Origin of the sequence: Candidatus Enterococcus wittei (assembly GCF_002140175.1) — a bacterium.
GTDB lineage: Bacteria > Bacillota > Bacilli > Lactobacillales > Enterococcaceae > Enterococcus_B > Enterococcus_B wittei.
Map to the genome: position 1 here is coordinate 548,511 of NZ_NGMO01000002.1, position 17,900 is coordinate 566,410.

General features: G+C 37.1%; 18 protein-coding genes. 16 read left to right on the plus strand and 2 right to left on the minus strand.

Going from position 1 to position 17,900, the window contains the following annotated elements:
• Nucleotides 1-6: 6 nt before the first annotated feature.
• The 6 genes from A5844_RS06770 to A5844_RS06800 all read left to right on the plus strand — a co-directional run bounded on the left by A5844_RS06770 (nucleotide 7) and on the right by A5844_RS06800 (nucleotide 3,438).
• Nucleotides 7-216: a hypothetical protein gene (locus A5844_RS06770; protein WP_086284440.1), complete on the plus strand. Its 210-nt coding sequence runs from the start codon at nucleotides 7-9 to the stop codon at nucleotides 214-216.
• Between the two features lie 635 nt (nucleotides 217-851).
• Nucleotides 852-1,196, plus strand: a complete 345-nt coding sequence (locus tag A5844_RS06780) for a PadR family transcriptional regulator (protein WP_086284442.1) — start codon at nucleotides 852-854, stop codon at nucleotides 1,194-1,196.
• A gap of 21 nt (nucleotides 1,197-1,217) precedes the next feature.
• Nucleotides 1,218-1,562, plus strand: a complete 345-nt coding sequence (locus A5844_RS06785; RefSeq protein WP_256924538.1) for a DUF1048 domain-containing protein — start codon at nucleotides 1,218-1,220, stop codon at nucleotides 1,560-1,562.
• A gap of 2 nt (nucleotides 1,563-1,564) precedes the next feature.
• On the plus strand, nucleotides 1,565-1,924 hold the full coding sequence (locus A5844_RS06790; protein WP_086284444.1) for a DUF1048 domain-containing protein: 360 nt from the start codon (nucleotides 1,565-1,567) through the stop codon (nucleotides 1,922-1,924).
• A 1-nt stretch (nucleotide 1,925) separates the two neighbouring features.
• Complete coding sequence (locus tag A5844_RS06795) at nucleotides 1,926-2,681, plus strand: ABC transporter ATP-binding protein (protein WP_086284445.1); 756 nt, start codon at nucleotides 1,926-1,928, stop codon at nucleotides 2,679-2,681.
• A gap of 1 nt (nucleotide 2,682) precedes the next feature.
• Complete coding sequence (locus A5844_RS06800) at nucleotides 2,683-3,438, plus strand: ABC transporter permease (RefSeq protein WP_086284446.1); 756 nt, start codon at nucleotides 2,683-2,685, stop codon at nucleotides 3,436-3,438.
• Here the strand turns inward: A5844_RS06800 and tnpB are convergent.
• Nucleotides 3,420-4,556, minus strand: a complete 1,137-nt coding sequence (tnpB, locus tag A5844_RS06805; RefSeq protein ID WP_086284447.1) for an IS200/IS605 family element RNA-guided endonuclease TnpB — start codon at nucleotides 4,554-4,556, stop codon at nucleotides 3,420-3,422. The genes A5844_RS06800 and tnpB overlap by 19 nt on opposite strands.
• A gap of 11 nt (nucleotides 4,557-4,567) precedes the next feature.
• The gene (tnpA, locus tag A5844_RS06810; RefSeq protein ID WP_086284448.1) at nucleotides 4,568-4,969 is read right to left on the minus strand and encodes an IS200/IS605 family transposase; all 402 of its coding nucleotides are present in this window, start codon (nucleotides 4,967-4,969) and stop codon (nucleotides 4,568-4,570) included.
• A 318-nt stretch (nucleotides 4,970-5,287) separates the two neighbouring features.
• Between tnpA and A5844_RS06815 the strand changes: the two genes are divergently transcribed.
• The 10 genes from A5844_RS06815 (at nucleotide 5,288) to glpK (ending at nucleotide 17,894) form a co-directional block, all read left to right on the plus strand.
• Nucleotides 5,288-5,653: a VOC family protein gene (locus A5844_RS06815; RefSeq protein ID WP_086284449.1), complete on the plus strand. Its 366-nt coding sequence runs from the start codon at nucleotides 5,288-5,290 to the stop codon at nucleotides 5,651-5,653.
• 323 nt (nucleotides 5,654-5,976) lie between these two features.
• A complete protein-coding gene (locus A5844_RS06820; protein ID WP_086284450.1) occupies nucleotides 5,977-7,290 on the plus strand; it encodes an NCS2 family permease in 1,314 nt (437 codons plus the stop codon).
• A 487-nt stretch (nucleotides 7,291-7,777) separates the two neighbouring features.
• Nucleotides 7,778-9,394 carry a glycoside hydrolase family 13 protein gene (locus tag A5844_RS06825; protein ID WP_086284451.1) on the plus strand — a complete coding sequence of 539 codons (1,617 nt, stop codon included), beginning with the start codon at nucleotides 7,778-7,780 and terminating at the stop codon, nucleotides 9,392-9,394.
• Nucleotides 9,395-9,922: 528 nt separating this feature from the next.
• Nucleotides 9,923-10,357 carry a MarR family winged helix-turn-helix transcriptional regulator gene (locus A5844_RS06830; protein WP_086284452.1) on the plus strand — a complete coding sequence of 145 codons (435 nt, stop codon included), beginning with the start codon at nucleotides 9,923-9,925 and terminating at the stop codon, nucleotides 10,355-10,357.
• Nucleotides 10,358-10,454: 97 nt separating this feature from the next.
• The gene (locus tag A5844_RS06835; protein ID WP_086284453.1) at nucleotides 10,455-11,561 is read left to right on the plus strand and encodes an NADH-dependent flavin oxidoreductase; all 1,107 of its coding nucleotides are present in this window, start codon (nucleotides 10,455-10,457) and stop codon (nucleotides 11,559-11,561) included.
• Nucleotides 11,562-11,576: 15 nt separating this feature from the next.
• Nucleotides 11,577-12,254, plus strand: coding sequence for a type 1 glutamine amidotransferase domain-containing protein (locus A5844_RS06840; RefSeq protein WP_086284454.1), 678 nt, complete (start codon nucleotides 11,577-11,579; stop codon nucleotides 12,252-12,254).
• Between the two features lie 26 nt (nucleotides 12,255-12,280).
• Nucleotides 12,281-13,138, plus strand: a complete 858-nt coding sequence (locus tag A5844_RS06845) for an aldo/keto reductase (protein ID WP_086284455.1) — start codon at nucleotides 12,281-12,283, stop codon at nucleotides 13,136-13,138.
• A gap of 396 nt (nucleotides 13,139-13,534) precedes the next feature.
• On the plus strand, nucleotides 13,535-14,833 hold the full coding sequence (locus tag A5844_RS06850; RefSeq protein ID WP_086284456.1) for an NAD(P)/FAD-dependent oxidoreductase: 1,299 nt from the start codon (nucleotides 13,535-13,537) through the stop codon (nucleotides 14,831-14,833).
• The gene (locus tag A5844_RS06855; RefSeq protein ID WP_086284457.1) at nucleotides 14,823-16,283 is read left to right on the plus strand and encodes an AcpB/EbpR/MafR family transcriptional regulator; all 1,461 of its coding nucleotides are present in this window, start codon (nucleotides 14,823-14,825) and stop codon (nucleotides 16,281-16,283) included. The genes A5844_RS06850 and A5844_RS06855 overlap by 11 nt, the downstream gene beginning before the upstream one ends.
• 114 nt (nucleotides 16,284-16,397) lie before the next feature.
• A complete protein-coding gene (glpK, locus tag A5844_RS06860) occupies nucleotides 16,398-17,894 on the plus strand; it encodes a glycerol kinase GlpK (protein ID WP_086284458.1) in 1,497 nt (498 codons plus the stop codon).
• Nucleotides 17,895-17,900: the final 6 nt, after the last annotated feature.

Sequence of the window (17,900 nt, forward strand, 5' to 3'; positions counted from 1 at the left end):
GTATATATGAATTCTTATATTGCCACCACTTTAAAGTATGTGGGGTTTGCAACGATTGGAAAATACATAGCAGGTTGGTTAGGAATAGCAGTAGGGACGGTAGGAGCAAATATCAATACGAGTCGCGGACTGATTGTAAGGTTTAATAAGCAACCGGGCTGGAAATGGGGTGTCAATGGTTATGTATGGGCAATCATTAGTTGGCGTAGTCAGTAAATCAAGGGGGAAGTTCAATTGGATTTTTTCAAGAGTGCGAGATTTATTTATTTAACTATCACCTTTTTTTTATTTGAATTAGCTAGTCGCTTATTTTTTGGAAACATGTCTCTAGGTATTCGTTATGGTATATTTTTATTACTTGCTTTGTTTATCGACTATTTATTTCGTTTAGTGCAAAGATACCCGAACAAAAGAAAATAAAGATTAGCTCAAAAAAACGCGTAGTCATTCTAGGACTACCATGCATCTGACATGCACAGAAGAGCCACAGTTGAAATGGATCATCACTTAAAACAATCATAGAATATGGGGCTGGCAATATAATAGAGCGATCAACAAAGAATACCGTAAAACATGAAAAAATGTTTTGCGGTATTTTGCATTGTTGTAGAGAATCAGTTGTAAGAACATTAGCAACTTTCGCCGTAATTGGATGTTCAGCTATATCTTGTTACTGTAAAAGATATATATGTTTGTACTGAGTGAAAAGTGATTAATCATGGCACTAATAGAAATAAAGTGGCATTGACTACTTTGTTTTACAAAGTAGTTGACGTGAACTCTATATTGTAATACTATGTAGTGGTAGTTAGTAATACAGAATAGTTAACGATAGAGAAAGGAAGTCAAGAATGAAAAATATGACTGAGATGTTCAAGGGTGTTTTAGAAGGAATCGTTCTTGAAATTATCTCTAATAAAGAAACATATGGTTATGAGATTACTCGTACCCTCCAAGAACTGGGCTTTGAAGAGATTGTGGAAGGAACGGTTTATACCATCCTCATTCGTTTAGAGAAAAAAGAATTAGTGACAGTAGAAAAGAAAAAAAGTGATTTAGGGCCTATGCGGAAATTTTATCGTTTAAACGAACGTGGGGAAGAAGAGCGCAAAGAATTTTGGGAAAGATGGGATTTTTTCTCAGGAAAGTTAGAAGAACTGAAAGAAAACTTTGCAAAGGAGAATAAAAATGATTAAAAAAGAATACTGGAATTTGAAATATTTGAAAGAACAAAAAAAGAGTATCAGACACAAGTCGCTAGAGTAGAAAAAATGCCAGCAGACTATCAAACACTTTTTCAATCTGTCCATGACTATCTTATGGCAAGTTATGGAGGATTTGATGGATTAGATGTGATGCAAGCTGTTTATCATTTGGTTGATGTGCTAGACGAAGCTGTAGCAGAAGGGATCTCTGCCAAAGAATTTGCAGGTGACGATTTCCTAGATTTTGCACAAAGATTTGGTAAAGAATCGGAGATCCCGACTTGGATGACGAAGAGAGAAGATAAGAAAAAAGAAAAAATGAACAAAAAAATTCAAAAGAAACTGGGAGGGAAATAAAGATGTCAGCAATGGATTTTATCAAAAAACAATTAGAGGATAAAAAGACTTGGAGGCTTCAAATGAAACGAGTCAAAGCATTACCGGAAGACTATCGAATCGTCTATAAGGAGATTCAAAATTATCTTTTTAGCTTTTCCGCAGGTAGTGGGATGGATACAGTTCATGGAATTTATGACTTGATTGATTTTTTGGAAGAAGGAGCAGCTAGTGACATCCCTGTATTAGATTATATTGGAGAAGATGTCGGTGAATTTGCTGAAAACTATCGTCGCTCTATCCAGACCCAATCATGGTTAGATGATGCTAAGAAAAAAGCGTCAAAAAATGTAGAGAAATCTTTAAAGAAAGATGGGAAGTAGGATGAATATTCTAGAAGTTCAGGGAGTAAAAAAAGCCTTCAAAGAAAAAGAAGTGCTAAAAGGGATCGATCTTCAAGTAGAGAAAGGGGAAATTTTTGCTTTACTAGGGAGTAATGGCGCAGGGAAAACGACGTTGATCTCCATCCTTGCTACATTAGAAAAAATGGATGCAGGAAAAGCAAGTATCAACGGGTTTGATGTCGAAAAAGAAGCTGGAAATGTGCGTCAGTCTATTTCCTTAACAGGTCAATTTACAGCCGTGGATGAGATTTTGACTGGGCGAGAAAATCTCGAATTGATCGCAAAACTTCGTAGAGAAAAAGAGCCAAAGGTTGTTGCAGATGAAATGTTGAAAAAAGTTAGTTTAGAAGAAGCGGCAGATAAACCGGTAGGGACTTATTCTGGTGGAATGAAGCGAAGAATCGATATCGGGATGTCCTTGATTGGCAAACCAGATTTGATTTTCTTAGATGAACCTACGACTGGTTTGGACCCAGAAGCCCGACAAGAAATTTACCAGATGATTGTGGAACTAGCAGCCGATGGCACGACTTTTTTTCTCACCACTCAGTATCTAGATGAAGCAGAAAAATTAGCTGATCGTATCGCTATTTTACATAATGGTATCATTCTTAGCACAGGCCGGATCGAAGAATTAAAAAAACTATTTCCAAGTCCCAAAGTAGAGTACGTAGAAAAGCAGCCAAGTTTAGAAGAAATCTTCTTGGCCATCATTCATAATAAGGAAGGAATCTAACATGCTAAGAGATACGTTGATTTTATTTAATCGAACCATGAAACATATTACCCGATCCGCTGATACGATCATTACCACTGCCGTGATGCCTATCTGTTTCTTACTGCTTTTTGTTTATGTGTTTGGTGGAGCTTTGAGACTTTCCATCAGTGATCACACAACGTATATCAATTATCTTTTACCAGGGATATTATTGATGACAGTGGCTTCTGGAGTTTCCTATGTTGGCTATCGTCTGTATGAAGATAAACAAAAAGGCATGTTTGCACGAATGAAATCGATGCCGATTCGGCCAGCTTCCTTTTTATGGGGACATGTCCTTACTTCGATCATTGGTAATTTTATTTCTTTAATCGTTGTTTTCTTCGTCGCATTTTTGTTAGGTTTTCGTTCAAGTGCAGGACTTGTTAATTGGTTGGCAGTCTTAGGGATTCTGTTGTTGACCATCTTGTCATTGACTTGGCTTATGGTCATTCCAGGGATTTCAGCCAAAACCATGACCGGTTCAACGCTTCTATCGTATCCATTGATTTTCCTACCATTTTTAAGTTCAGCTTTTGTACCAACGGATACTATGCCTGTCGTTGTAAAAGTTTTTGCGGAAAATCAACCAGTGACACCTATTGTAGATAGCATTCGCCGATTGCTTGCTGACCAAAGTGTAGGAAGAGAAATTTGGGGAGCCATGGCTTGGTTGGTTTTGATTATGGGGATCTCTTATATGGTTGCCAAATACTTTTATAAGAAAGCCATATAATTGAACCTCTCATGACTAAAGTCACGAATACTAGCATTGATATCTCGATCATGATGAGTATGACAAATAGGACAAGTCCATTCTCGAATTTCAAGAGATTTCTTGCCATCTTTATGTCCGCATTTGGAACAAATTTGACTAGATGGAAACCACCTATCAACTTTAATGATTTCTCGTCCATACCAGTCAGCCTTGTATTGTAACTTAGACACAAAACTTGACCAGGAAACATCAGAAATACTTTTTGCCAATTTATGGTTACGCAACATACCTTTTGTATTTAAGTCTTCAATACAGATAATATCGTGGTTTTTGATAATGTCTGTACTGAGTTTATTTAAAAAATCAGTACGTTGGTTCATTACTTTTTCGTGTAATCGAGCCACTTTTTGCTTTTGATAGTTCTTCGCTTCAAAAATATTTTTACCTTTTTGATTGGCTAACAAAGCACGTCTAGACAATTTTCTTTGTTCACGTTTTAGTTTCTTTTCCATTTTAGAAGTGAATCGATGATTATCCATTTTTTGACCATCAGAAAGAATCGCAAAATTAGTAATACCCAAGTCAATACCAATTGCAGCATTCATTTGAGGGAGTTTGTAAACTTCTTCTTCACAAAGAATAGAAACAAAGAATTTACCACTTGGATTTTTTCGAATAGTAGCATGTAAGATTCGCCCTTTGGGCTCTTGACTTTTCGCAAACTTAACAAGACCTAACTTAGGTAGTTTCACAAAATTATTTATAATTTCAATACTATTATTTACATTTTTAGTTGTATAGCTTTGGATAGGATTCTTCTTACTTTTAAATCGTGGTCGTTTATTCTGCTTTTTAAAGAATCGAGAAAAGGAATCAGAAAGATTTTTCAATGATGATTGAATCGCAATACTGTCAACTTCTTTTAACCAAATTGTTTCTACATTTTTTTTCATTTGTGGAAGCATAGCAGAACAAGAATGATAAGATAATCCTTTCCCAGTAGTCGTATATTCATGATTCCACAAGTTCAAAAAATAATTATAGACAAATCTTGAACAACCAATAGTTTTAACAATCAATATTTTTTGTTCTTGATTTGGATAGATTCTAAATTTATAAGCTTTATGTGGTAACATACGGATTCACCTCATTTCTTTTTCTGATTTTGTCTATATATCCTAATTTGTTCTTCTGTATTTTCGCTAACAGTAGCTACAAAGTAACTTGGATTCCAAAGATGTCCACCCCAAAAACGTTGTTTAAGTTCAGGATGTTTTTTTAATAAGAGACTAGCGGATACACCTTTAAAAGCTTTAACAATACTAGGGATATAGTGTTGAGGAGTACACTCAATCAGTAAATGGATAGGGTCTTTGTCTGATTCCATTTCAATAATTTTTATATTATTATCATCAGCGATTTGATTCAATAACTGTTTGATATCAATGTCTATCTGGTCATACAAAACATCCTGTCGATATTTTATACACCAAACAAGATGATATTGAATAGAATAGACGTAGCCACGCCCATAATGAACTTTTGACATACAAAAACACCTCATGATTATTTTAATATGTGTATTTCTACAAAATCAATAACAGTAAGGTGTTTTTGTATTATTTTGTTTATATTTGTCAGTTGTTTAACCTAGCTAAAGCTAGGTCACAACTGAAGCCGATTCATCCCATGATTGAAATCACGGGTGTTCTCGGCTAATTAATAAAAACTGCAGATAAAAGATAGAAATTAGCGAGAGGTACAACGTTCATAAAAAATATCTCCTTTCCTTGATGGAGCTAAATAGAGTCGATTCCGCTTTCATGATATAATGAAACTCAGCTTTTAATTAGAGGAGGGGTTATGAATGTTCTACAAATCTCGTGTGATGCTTTATGCAGAAGATGTGCTAAAGATCAGTCAATTTTTTATCGAGCAACTTGGTGCTGAAACTGTTGAGACTATCGAATTGCCACAAGGAGATCACAGCATCGTCTTACGTCTATCAAAAGAATTTGAATTGGCTATCTTTCCCAAGGCTTTTGTTCAACGATTTTCTCCTGAAGTCTTAGGACCACCTCCATCGATCATTTTCTTTACGAAAGAATTTGAAGCTTTATATGAAAAAATTGAAACGGCTGGTGAAATGATCGAGAACAATGGACTACTCACCTTTAACTTTTCTGATCCAGAAGGAAATTATTTTGTCATTGGCAAGGCCGGCAATTTATAACCCAGGAATAAAAGTAGGTAAACGAAACTCTCCATCACTGAAAAATAGCACTTTATTTTTTAAATAAATGAGTTGGATTTCAAATAAAGTAGAGTACTGGCTAGATGAGCGGAAGACTAATCCGTTGGCACTCAATCATTCTTTTAGAGAATCTCTATCTGAACAAGTAGAATAAATATGTTTGAATGTTCGGATTTTAATCAAAATCTGAATTTTTTGTTTACTTATATCCTTATTTGGGATAATATTAAACACGTTGTTTTATTAATAAAACTAAATTCAAAGAACTTTTTGATAAATGTTCGGTTTTAGGGGGATGAAGAATGAAAGAAAAGATACTTTCCTACTTCGAGATTGAAACACTGAATACAACTGTCAGACGCGAGATCTTAGCAGGATTCACTACATTTATTTCTATGGCATATATTTTATTTGTTAATCCGACAGTACTTGGTGCATCTGGTATGGATGAAGGAGCCGTGTTTACTGCGACAGCACTCGCTAGTGCGATCGGATGTATTTTGATGGGGGTATTAGCACGTTATCCGATCGGGACGGCACCAGCGCTGGGAATCAATGCATTTTTTGCCTACTCTGTTTGTTTAGGGATGGGTATACCTTGGGAGACTGCTTTAGCTGGAGTATTTGTTGCTTCACTGATTTTTATTTTAATCACGATTTTTAAATTACGGGAAATGATCATTGACGCGATCCCGACAGATTTGAAATTTGCCATATCTGGTGGAATTGGATTATTTATTGCCTTTTTAGGGTTAAGTGAAGGCGGCATTATCGTTTCAAATGAATCGACACTGGTTGGTCTAGGTTCTTTGACAGTCGGCTCTACGTGGTTAACTATTTTTGGTCTAGTAGTTACAGCGATTTTGATGGTACGTCGTATTCCTGGTGGGATCTTTATCGGGATGGCAGCCACCACAATACTTGGGTTGGTGACAGGACTGATTCCTATTCCGTCCCAGATCGTTTCAGCAGCTCCAAGTTTAAAACCAACTTTTCTAGTGGCTTTGAAGCATGTTGGGGATATCAACACGTTACAAATGTGGGTCGTTGTCTTGACGTTCTTACTAGTCACATTTTTTGATACTGCAGGAACTTTAGTCGGTCTTGCGAATCAAGCTGGTTTTATGCAAAATAATAAAATGCCTCGTGTAGGGAAAGCATTAGCTTCTGATTCTACAGCTATGTTGGCAGGTTCATTATTAGGAACATCACCAGTAGGGGCCTTTGTTGAATCTTCTGCTGGGATTGCAGTTGGTGGACGTTCTGGGCTGACGGCTATTACAACAGGAATCTTATTTTTATTCGGGTTGTTCTTTTCTCCGTTATTATCTGTAGTAACCTCCCAAGTAACTGCACCTGCGTTGATTTTGGTGGGTGTGTTGATGGCACAATCTTTACGTCAAATCGAATGGGGCAAGATGGAAATTGCTATTCCTGCTTTCTTGATCTTGATCGGTATGCCGCTGACTTATAGTATTTCAGATGGGATTGCCTTAGGTTTTATTTTCTATCCGATCACTATGTTAGCAGCTAAAAGAGGAAAAGAAGTTTCACCGATTATGTATGTGCTTTTCTTTGTTTTTATTGGATTTATGTGGATTTTAAATGTCAGCTAAAAAATAGATCATTTGGATGATGTAATCCTGTTAAATAAGTCGAAGAATTCGAAAATCGTTCTTTCTGTTTTCGAGATTCGTCGGCTTATTTTTTGTACAATTTTTTGAGGAAAGGTTTTGAATCTAAAACTAACAGTAGGAACACTTTTTGGAATTCAATGATAATGGGGATTGAATAAACTATCTTCAAGGAAAACAATTGGAGAATATGATAGCAACTATGGTTCTTGGATAAATCACTGAAAAAATGAAAAAGGAAAGTTGATTTTGTATTCTAGATACTTCTGTAAGTTCGTTCACTTTCGCCTACTTTGTTACTTAATTATTGTTATCGGTAACATTCCCCTAGTCTTTGTCTCAAAAACGCAAGTTGACAAGCTTTTCGATCTTAGCCGTGTTTTCCCCTCAAAAATCATTGTTTACTCTCGGTTTTGAAAGCGTTACAATTTCAGTGTTGAGTGAAAGAATTCATAAATTGGAGGGAACTATGGAAAAAAAATGGTGGCATCAATCAGTTGTATATCAAGTCTATCCACGTAGTTTTCAGGATACGAATGGCGATGGGATCGGCGATCTAAAAGGGATCATCTCACGATTGGATTATTTAGAATACTTAGGGATCGATACGATCTGGCTTTCTCCTGTGTATCAATCACCAAATGATGATAATGGTTATGACATTAGCGATTATGAGGCAATCATGGCAGAATTCGGTACAATGGTAGAGATGGAAAAATTGATTGCTGAAGCTAAGAAATGTGGGATTAAGATTATTTTAGACCTCGTTGTCAATCATACCTCGGATGAGCATCGGTGGTTTATCGAAGCACGTAAAAGTAAAGATAATCCTTACCGAGACTACTATATTTGGCGAGATCCTGTGAAGGGAGACGTGCCTAATCAGTTGCGCTCGATATTTAGCGGACCTGCTTGGGAATTAGATGAAACAACAGGTCAATACTACTTGCATTTATATAGTAAAAAACAACCAGATTTGAATTGGGAAAATGAAATTGTGCGGCAAGAAGTATATCAAATGATGAATTTTTGGATCGATAAAGGGATCGGTGGATTTCGAATGGATGTTATCGATACAATTGGGAAAGTTCCCGACAAAGAAATTACGAACAATGGCCCCAAATTACATGATTATTTGCAAGAAATGAATCGTGCGACATTTGGCGATAAAGATCTGATGACAGTCGGAGAAACGTGGGGAGCCACAACAGAAATCGCTAAACTTTATTCCGATCCAAAACGTAAAGAACTATCTATGATTTTTCAGTTTGAACACATGAGCTTAGATCAGGAAGAAGGAAAAGCAAAGTGGGATCTGAAGCCAATGGCTGTCCCAGAGTTAAAACAAGTGTTATCAAAATGGCAAACTTCGTTAGGTGAAGAAGGCTGGAATAGCCTATTTTGGAATAACCATGATCTGCCAAGAATCGTTTCTCGTTGGGGCAATGATCAAGAATATCGTGTAGAAAGCGCAAAAATGTTTGCTATCTTATTGCACTTGATGAAGGGAACCCCATATATCTACCAAGGGGAAGAGCTAGGAATGACGAATCATCTAATTCATGATATCTCGGAAGTGGCAGATATTGAAAGCATCAATATGTATCATGAGCGACGATCTTTAGGTTACAGTGAATCAGAGATTTTGCGTTCGATTAATGCCAAGGGAAGAGACAATGCACGAACACCTATGCAATGGGATGAGACAGCCCATGCAGGGTTTACAACAGGCAACCCTTGGCTTCCTGTCAACCCTAATTATCCCAGAATCAATGCAAAGCAAGCAATGGCCGATAAAGAATCGGTTTTTCATATGTACAAACAGTTGATAGAACTTCGTAAAAAGAATGAAATCGTTGTTTGGGGAGATTATGAGTTACTCACTGAAACGCCTCCAGATGTTTTTGCTTATTACCGTACACTTGGTCAAGAACGTTGGTTGATTGTCTGCAATGTTTCAGAAGAAGAAAATCAGTTGACTGTTCCACGTGAAGCAAAGGAAGTTATTCTATCAAACTATCAAATAGAATTACCAACTGGGGAAGTGAAGTTATGTCCTTATGAAGCCTTTGTTTTAAGGACATAAAGTTTAAACCAGAAACAGGGAACAAAAGTATGTTGTTTTGATTGTTAAGACGGGATATCTTAGGTTGTGAATGAGCTTGTCAGAAATGGACTTAAAATGACCTTTGAGAAATCAGTTTTTTCTTTTTACGAGTTTTGTTTTTAATAGCAAGAAGCAGCAAATAAAATACCGTTTATCAAGGTTGTGATCACAACGTTTTGATCTAAGTAGTGAGAAAGAGCGTGGGACAAAAGTATGATTTACTCTTGTTTCACGCTCTAAATACGTATAAACGGCGAAATCAGAGCAACTCATTCTTATTTCTCAGAGTTAACCACTCCTGTCCCAGCCTCTTGTTCTTACACTTTGGATCAACTATTGGCACACCGTTTATCAGCGCTTTGATAGTTCATTTGTTTCTATTTCTTCCCTTAGTCTGAAAGATTGTATTTAAGAAAGTGACCAAAAGCCATCTTTATGAAATAACTATCCTTTTTGACAAATCGTAGAAAACATAATATGATATGTACGCTAACAGGAGGTGTAAAAATGGGGAAATCAGTGGAACGATCATTAGAAGAATGTTTGTTTTTTAGTGTGAAAAAATTAGATCGAGTATTGAATAAATTAGCCGATGAAGCTTTCAAGAAAACAGGACTTGCGCCAACTTATGGCTTTATTTTGTTGATTTTAAGAGAAAAAGAAGGCATCCCACAAAAAGAGATTGCTAAAATGTTATATGCGGCTCCTTCAACCATTGCCCGTTTTGTGGAAAAATTAGAATATAAAGGGTACGTCAAAACAGTCACAGAAGGGCGGTTATCTCTCGTTTATTTAACGGATGTAGGACGTGGATTTGTGAAAGAAATCGACAGTAGTTGGGATGAACTTCATCAAGCATATAAGACTGTTTTAGGTACAGATGTAAGTGAACAATTAGCAAAAGAACTCAATGAAGCAACGACTAAATTACAAAAAAAATAAAATTTTTTACGCATGACGTTTGCATGTACAACTAAATGTATGTTTTAATTATCATAAGAAACATTTACAAAAAGTAAATCGTAATGGAGGAAGAGCAATGCCAAATTTTAATGAATCAATCACATTCCGTTCAGGTATTACCTTGAAAAATCGTTTAATGTTGTCACCAATGACAACACAGCTTAGCTTTTTCAATGGCGTAGTCACACAAGATGAAATCGAATACTACGCGAAACGTTCCAAGGGTTTAGGGGCAGTCATTACCGGGGCTGCGAATGTTCAGGATATCGGTAAGGGATGGCCGGGTGAATTAAGCATCGCACATGATGAGATGATTCCTCGACTAAGTGAGTTAGCTCAAGCAATTCAAGGACAAGGTGCAAAAGCGATCATCCAAATCTTCCACGGGGGACGTATGACGAATCGCGCCACTCTATCGGGTGAACAACCTGTCTCGGCTAGCGCTGTTCCAGCAGAACGTCCAGATGCAGAAACTCCTCGTGCTTTAAGCGAAGAAGAAGTGACTGAAACGATCCGAGCTTTCGGGGAAGCCACAAGAAGAGCCATTGAAGCAGGGTTTGATGGGATTGAATTACATGGGGCCAATACGTATTTGATTCAACAATTTTTTTCACCGCATTCGAATCGACGTGAAGATCAATGGGGTGGCACTTTAGAAAAACGGTATCACTTTATTGAAGAATTATTGAAGACTGTCTTTCAATCAGTGAAGACTTATGCGAAAAAACCTTTTATTGTTGGCTACCGTTTTTCTCCAGAAGAATTTGAAACACCAGGGATTCGTTTTGAAGATACTTTGTGGTTGTTGGAACAATTACGTGAAACGACTCTAGATTACCTTCACGTTTCTTTAAATACGTATGATCGTGTCGCACGCTCTGACACTTACGATCAAAAATCTATTCTTGAGTATGTCCATGAAGCAATTCAAGGGAAAATCCCTCTAGTCGGTGTAGGTAATGTCCGCAACCGACACGATGTACAACAAGTTTTAGCACATGCAGAATTAGTCGCAATCGGACAGCAAATGCTTGTGGATCCAGAATGGGCAATCAAGTTATTAGAAAATCAAGATGATAAATTTGTGACCAAACCATTCGCAGAAGCGTATAAAGAACTATATTTACCGAATCCGTTGTATAATTTTTTAGACAGACGTTACCAATCAACGATTAACATATAGGAGGAAGAGGATGGAATGAAAGTTTTAGTGGTTTTAACAAACGTAGAGAAATATGCAGATATCAAGCGACCAACAGGATTATGGTTAAGTGAATTGACACACTTTTATGATGTTTTAGTCAAAAATGAAATAAAGGCTGATTTTGTCAGTCCAAATGGAGGGTATGTTCCTTTAGAACCAAAAAGTGTGATCGACATGGATGATATTGATTGGACTTATTATCAAGACGAAGACTTTCGCAATCATGCATTAGGAAATACTTTACGTCCAGATGAAGTGAATCCCGATGATTACGCAGCCATCTATTATGCTGGTGGTCATGGCACAATGTGGGATTTTCCAGGTTCTGAAAAATTAGGTGAAATTGCTTCGACTATTTATCGAAATAATGGGATCGTTTCTGCGGTTTGTCATGGTGTTGTAGGACTTTTACCTGTAGTTGATGAAACAGGACAATCTATCTTAACAGGACGTACAGTGACAGGGTTTAGTAATGAAGAAGAAGAGCTGAATGGAACAACTGATGCTGTTCCATTTTTGACAGAGGATTCTCTGAAAGAAAAGGGTGCTGATTATCAAGCAGGCAAAGCTTTTTCAGAAGTGGTTCATGTAGATGGACGGCTACTTACAGGCCAAAATCCTCAATCAGCTCAGCTACTAGGGAAAGAAGTTGTTAGCGCATTGACTAAATAATCCTCGTATCAGAAAGGATGTTATAGATGGAGACACGGACACTGAACAACGGATTAACCATCCCGATACTGGGATTTGGTGTTTATCAAATATGGGATCAAGAAGAATGTGAAAAGGTAGTGTTGGAAGCTTTGAATGCTGGCTACCGTCTGATTGATACAGCAGCTGTTTATTATAATGAAGAAGCAGTTGGTCGAGCCATCAAAAAAAGTGGTATCCCCAGAGAAGAAATCACCCTCACAACGAAATTATGGGTCACTGATGCTTCGTATGAAGGAGCCTACAAAGCCTACGAACGTTCTTTGCAGAAATTAGCAGTGGATTATATTGATCTATTTTTAATCCATCAACCCTATAATGATTATTATGGTGCTTGGCGGGCAATGGAAGAATTGTACGAAGATGAGAAAGTAAAAGCGATTGGTGTCTCCAATTTTTCTACCGGTCGCTTAACTGACTTAATCTTGAACAATCGGATCAAACCAGTAGTCAATCAAATCGAACAACATCCTTATCGTCAGCAAACACTTCAACGTGAAACGGCAGCCTATTTTGATGTTGCCACCGAAGCTTGGAGTCCATTCAATCAAGGGAAAGAGCAGATTTTTGAAGAACCAGTCTTACAGAAATTGGCTCAAAAATACAACAAAAGTGTGCCACAGATCATTTTACGTTGGCAGACACAGTTAGGAATCATTACAATTCCTAAATCTGTTCATGTCGATCGAATGAAAGAAAATCTCAACATCTTCGATTTTCACCTAACAAAGGAAGAATTGGCAATGATCAAACAATTAGATAAAGCGCCAGAATCAACAGGGCCAAGAGAACATCGAACTTTAGTGGAAAAACTTCATCAAATTAATCCGAATCAGCCACAGTAAAAAAGTAACCAATTGAAAACAGCCGGACTCTCCTAAAGTAGCTTAAACTATTTTGGAGAGTTTCGGCTTTTTTGGTAGAGTAATTCTCTCTCCTTTTACTTACTAAATAAATAGGGAGAAAAGTAGTTTTTTTATTAAAGGATGAATACTCGGAACTATTTTTCAATTTTCTGTCTTAATGCTCAGATCAAAACGCTGCTGTCACAACCTTATCCACGGTGTTCCATTAGCTGATCTTTGACATTAAGCCAAAAAATTGTAAAATATGAGGACCTATTTTTCAATTTTCTGTCTTAATGTTCAGATCAAAACGCTACTGTCACAACCTTCTTTCTATTTGAAACGTTTTCTAAGAAATGATACTCTACCAATAAGAGGTAGAAAAGAGGGAGATACATGAGGGTAGTGATTATTGGTGGATCATTTGCGGGGATTCAGACGGCTGTTTCGTTGCGAAGAGAGTGTCCGGCAAGTGAGATTGTTTTGCTTGAAAAGCAAGAACGGGTTGGGTTTATTCCAAGTAGTGTCAATTTATTCTTGAAAGGAAAACTACACAATGAAGAAGAGTGCTACTGGATCACCAAAGAGCAGTTGATCAACGATCATCATATTGAGGTTCGAACGAGTACCGAGGTTGTCTCTTTAAATGGAGACTCAAAACAAGTTCAGTTGAAAAATGGTGAAGCGCTGTTTTTTGATTATTTAGTGATTGCTACCGGTTCGAATCAACAATTCAGCGGAAATACTATAGTGAATGAGTCGATACGGAGGATAAAAGATCAAACAGGAACGGAAGCATTGTATCAAAAAATCGTAGAGTCAAAGAAAATCGCAGTGGTTGGTGGAGGGCAAGTAGGGTTGGAATTAGTGGAAGGCTTATCTGATGGAACCAAGGAAGTTCATCTTTATGAAAGTCAGCCAACTCTTTTATTTCGTTATTTCGATCCAGAAATGGTTGTTCCGTTAGTCAATGAACTAAAAAAGCACAGAGTTTCTTTATTTTTAAATGAACAAGTCCAACAGATAACAGAAGATGAACCTGTTCAATTAGTTACAGAACAAAGAAAGGACACTTATGACCTGATTCTTCTAGCAAATCATACGAAACCTGATAATCACATCTGGGAAGATCATTTGCGATTAAATGATGACGGAACGATTTGGGTCAATGACTACCTTCAAACCTCTCATCCAGCGATTTTTGCGATAGGGGATGCGATCCAAGTGTCTTTTCGCCCAACAGACGAGAAAATGTATGTTTCTTTAGTGAACAATGCTATCCGCACGGCTAATATCGCCAGTAAAAATATTAGTGGTACCCCTACGAAAGACTTAGGTACCTATCGTCCAATTGGGAATCGATGGTTTGGGTACTTTTTTGGTAGTGTAGGATTGACAGAGGAAGAAAGTATTTTTTATCCGCACAAAATCATGAAATATTTCTTTACGACACGTGCTTCTGCCATGAATCAAGAAGTAGTCAAAATCAAAATTTTGTGTGATGAGAAAGGTCAATTGATCGGTGCGCAGTGTTACAGTAAAGCAACCAATTTTCATTTTCTTGATCAACTTACATTTGCGATAGAGGAAGGTTGGACTTTGGCACAACTAGAGGCACATGAATTGTTCTTTCAGCCTGAATTTCGGACTCCCGTATCACTTGTAAAGGCGGTTGATTCGTTCAATGAAACTTGAAGAACTCTTGGATAAAAAAGAACAAATGCAAATAGAAATCATTCGTACGTTAGTTTTAAACGGAGGTTCTGCCTCCATCAATGAGTTAAGAGAACACGTCAAACTTTCAAAATCTGCTTTTGATCAGTATATCGAAGACATTGCGCTCATTGGAGCAATGATGAAAAAGAAGGTAGATATTCAAAAAAATGAATTTCAGGCGATTTTAGTGTTAGATGATACGATGAGCTTAGAAAAAATCACATTGTTCCTTGTTCAACAAAGCTTGAAATTTCGGATTTTATGCTACTTACTTGAACATCAACAAGTGTCTAGTGTCCGTTTGGCAACAGTATTTAATATAAGTGAATCTTCTGTCTTTAGAAAATTCAAAGAATTGAACCGGCTGTTGAAAGAATTTTCTTTGAAAATCAAAAATGGTCAGTTAGATGGCGAAGAATTACAGATCAGATATTTTTATTATTCGCTATTTCAGTTTTTACCGGAATCACAACGACCCACATATATTCAAGAGACACCTGAAAAACGTCCATTGATCTTAGGGTTAGAGCGAGTGTTGAAAACAACGATATCCTCTGAAGCTTCGATAAAAATTGCTTCTTGGTTAGGGATTACCAGAAAACGACTCTTGTCTGATAAGAAGAAATTCTCAATATTAAAAGAAAAAAAGACGCTCTACCAAAAGGATCGATTGTATCAAGCTATTGATTCTGTGATTTCTTTATATCTTAGTAGGACAGCCGCTGATATCACTTCGTATGAGACGATGCTCTTTTATAGTTTTCTAGTTTCATTTGCTGTGTTAGAAGAAGAAACTTTTTATCAATATGATCTGACACGTAGTAAAAAATTACCAACTGCCATCTTGGATACGTATATCCGAGAAACGATGTTATGGCATTATCGGCCTAGACGCTTGAAAATAAAGGAAGAGAAGGCTGTCGGTTATCAGTTAGCTCAGATCAATAATGAATTGTATTTCTTTCAGGGACATATCACGATCTATGATCAACCACACTTGCTGACTCAACAGCAGCGAATGTTAGGAGATTCCCTCAGTCAATTACTAGATCTTCTAAAGAAAACAACAATTGAGCAATTACCCGAAAAACAATTGACAGAAACCATGCTCGATCATTTAATGAGTCAATACGCCAATATTTTAATGATGATCGACTTTTATATTGAAAAAAAGGTATCTGTAGGTATCGATCTCCATACTTTGCCAATCTGTCGAGTGGCATTTCAACAATTTCTGATCAGAGAATTAAAGGGGATCAGTGGCGTTGAAATTGAAGAGATACAACCTGAAAAAACTTATGACCTAATCATTACATTCAATCACGAGCGATCAGGTCAAAATTATTACTACCTTTCCGAATTTGCTTCAAGCTTTGATATATTAAGGCTAAAGCAAAAAATCGAAGGAGAAATAAAAGCTAAAAATTAGAAAACTGTCAAAAAAAATGAGAATTCATATTTTTTTTGACAGTTTCTTTAAAATAAATAGGTGTAAGATAAAAGCAGATAAAGAAAGCGTTTGCAAATATAGGAGGAAATGACAATGACAGAATCAACGTATATCATGGCGATTGACCAAGGAACAACGAGCTCACGTGCAATCATTTTTGATAAGAAAGGGCGTCATATCGGTAGCTCTCAAAAAGAATTCACACAATATTTCCCAAGAGAAAGTTGGGTAGAACATGATGCAAATGAAATTTGGAATTCTGTGCAATCAGTGATTGCAGGAGCGTTCATTGAATCAGGTATCAAACCGACTCAAATTGCTGGTATTGGGATCACTAATCAACGTGAGACAACAGTTATCTGGGAAAAAGATACTGGGCGACCAATCTATCATGCCGTTGTTTGGCAATCACGACAATCTGCAGACATCGCGAATAAACTCAAAGAAGAAGGTCATCAAGAATTTTTCCACGAAAAAACAGGGTTAGTCATTGATGCGTATTTTTCTGCCACAAAGATTCGTTGGATCTTAGATCATGTAGAAGGCGCCCAAGAACGAGCTGAAAAAGGGGAGCTCATGTTTGGAACCATTGATTCATGGCTTGTTTGGAAACTGACAGATGGACAAGCACATGTCACCGATTACTCGAATGCTAGTCGAACGATGTTATTCAATATCCACAATCTTGACTGGGATCAAGAAATTTTAGATTTGTTGAATATCCCTCGTGTCATGTTACCTAAAGTAACTTCAAACTCAGAAGTTTATGGCTATACACAAGGCTATCATTTTTATGGTAGTGAAGCACCTATATCAGGGATGGCAGGAGACCAACAAGCCGCATTGTTTGGACAAATGGCATTTGAGCCAGGAATGGTCAAAAACACTTATGGAACGGGTTCATTTATCGTCATGAATACCGGTGAAAAACCGCAATTATCTAAAAATAATTTATTGACAACAATTGGTTACGGAATAAATGGAAAGGTTTATTATGCGCTTGAAGGAAGTATTTTTGTTGCCGGATCTTCGATTCAATGGTTGCGTGATGGCTTACAAATGCTGCAAAAAGCCAGTGATTCTGAAGAAGCAGCAAAACGCTCTACCAGTGATGATGAAGTGTACGTAGTTCCAGCATTCGTAGGTCTAGGTGCCCCTTATTGGGATCAAGAAGCTCGAGGCGCAATGTTTGGTTTGACTCGTGGAACAACAAAAGAAGATATCATTAAAGCAACTTTACAGTCCATTGCTTACCAAGTACGTGACATTATTGATACGATGCAAGATGATACAGGGATCAGTATTCCAGTACTAAAAGTAGACGGTGGTGCAGCAAACAATGAGTACTTGATGCAATTTCAGACAGATATCTTGAATGTTCCGATCCAACGTGCTGAAAACCTTGAGACAACTGCTTTAGGTGCAGCCTTTTTAGCAGGATTAGCGGTGGGCTATTGGAAAGATACCGATGAAATCCGTGAGTTTTATGAAGCAGGTAAAATCTTCGAAGTAGAAATGCCGGAAGAACGAAGAGAAAAACTATATAGTGGTTGGAAAAAAGCAGTAACTGCCACTCAAGCATTTGAGTAAAGGGAG

Excerpts from the sequence above, each read along its gene's own strand:
- A5844_RS06770 (WP_086284440.1), top strand. The coding sequence starts at position 7 with ATGAATTCTTATATTGCCACCACTTTAAAGTATGTGGGGTTTGCAACG.
- A5844_RS06780 (WP_086284442.1), top strand. The coding sequence starts at position 852 with ATGAAAAATATGACTGAGATGTTCAAGGGTGTTTTAGAAGGAATCGTT.
- A5844_RS06790 (WP_086284444.1), top strand. The coding sequence starts at position 1,565 with ATGTCAGCAATGGATTTTATCAAAAAACAATTAGAGGATAAAAAGACT.
- A5844_RS06795 (WP_086284445.1), top strand. The coding sequence starts at position 1,926 with ATGAATATTCTAGAAGTTCAGGGAGTAAAAAAAGCCTTCAAAGAAAAA.
- A5844_RS06800 (WP_086284446.1), top strand. The coding sequence starts at position 2,683 with ATGCTAAGAGATACGTTGATTTTATTTAATCGAACCATGAAACATATT.
- tnpB (WP_086284447.1), bottom strand. The coding sequence starts at position 4,556 with ATGTTACCACATAAAGCTTATAAATTTAGAATCTATCCAAATCAAGAA.
- tnpA (WP_086284448.1), bottom strand. The coding sequence starts at position 4,969 with ATGTCAAAAGTTCATTATGGGCGTGGCTACGTCTATTCTATTCAATAT.
- A5844_RS06815 (WP_086284449.1), top strand. The coding sequence starts at position 5,288 with ATGTTCTACAAATCTCGTGTGATGCTTTATGCAGAAGATGTGCTAAAG.
- A5844_RS06820 (WP_086284450.1), top strand. The coding sequence starts at position 5,977 with ATGAAAGAAAAGATACTTTCCTACTTCGAGATTGAAACACTGAATACA.
- A5844_RS06825 (WP_086284451.1), top strand. The coding sequence starts at position 7,778 with ATGGAAAAAAAATGGTGGCATCAATCAGTTGTATATCAAGTCTATCCA.
- A5844_RS06830 (WP_086284452.1), top strand. The coding sequence starts at position 9,923 with ATGGGGAAATCAGTGGAACGATCATTAGAAGAATGTTTGTTTTTTAGT.
- A5844_RS06835 (WP_086284453.1), top strand. The coding sequence starts at position 10,455 with ATGCCAAATTTTAATGAATCAATCACATTCCGTTCAGGTATTACCTTG.
- A5844_RS06840 (WP_086284454.1), top strand. The coding sequence starts at position 11,577 with ATGAAAGTTTTAGTGGTTTTAACAAACGTAGAGAAATATGCAGATATC.
- A5844_RS06845 (WP_086284455.1), top strand. The coding sequence starts at position 12,281 with ATGGAGACACGGACACTGAACAACGGATTAACCATCCCGATACTGGGA.
- A5844_RS06850 (WP_086284456.1), top strand. The coding sequence starts at position 13,535 with ATGAGGGTAGTGATTATTGGTGGATCATTTGCGGGGATTCAGACGGCT.
- A5844_RS06855 (WP_086284457.1), top strand. The coding sequence starts at position 14,823 with ATGAAACTTGAAGAACTCTTGGATAAAAAAGAACAAATGCAAATAGAA.
- glpK (WP_086284458.1), top strand. The coding sequence starts at position 16,398 with ATGACAGAATCAACGTATATCATGGCGATTGACCAAGGAACAACGAGC.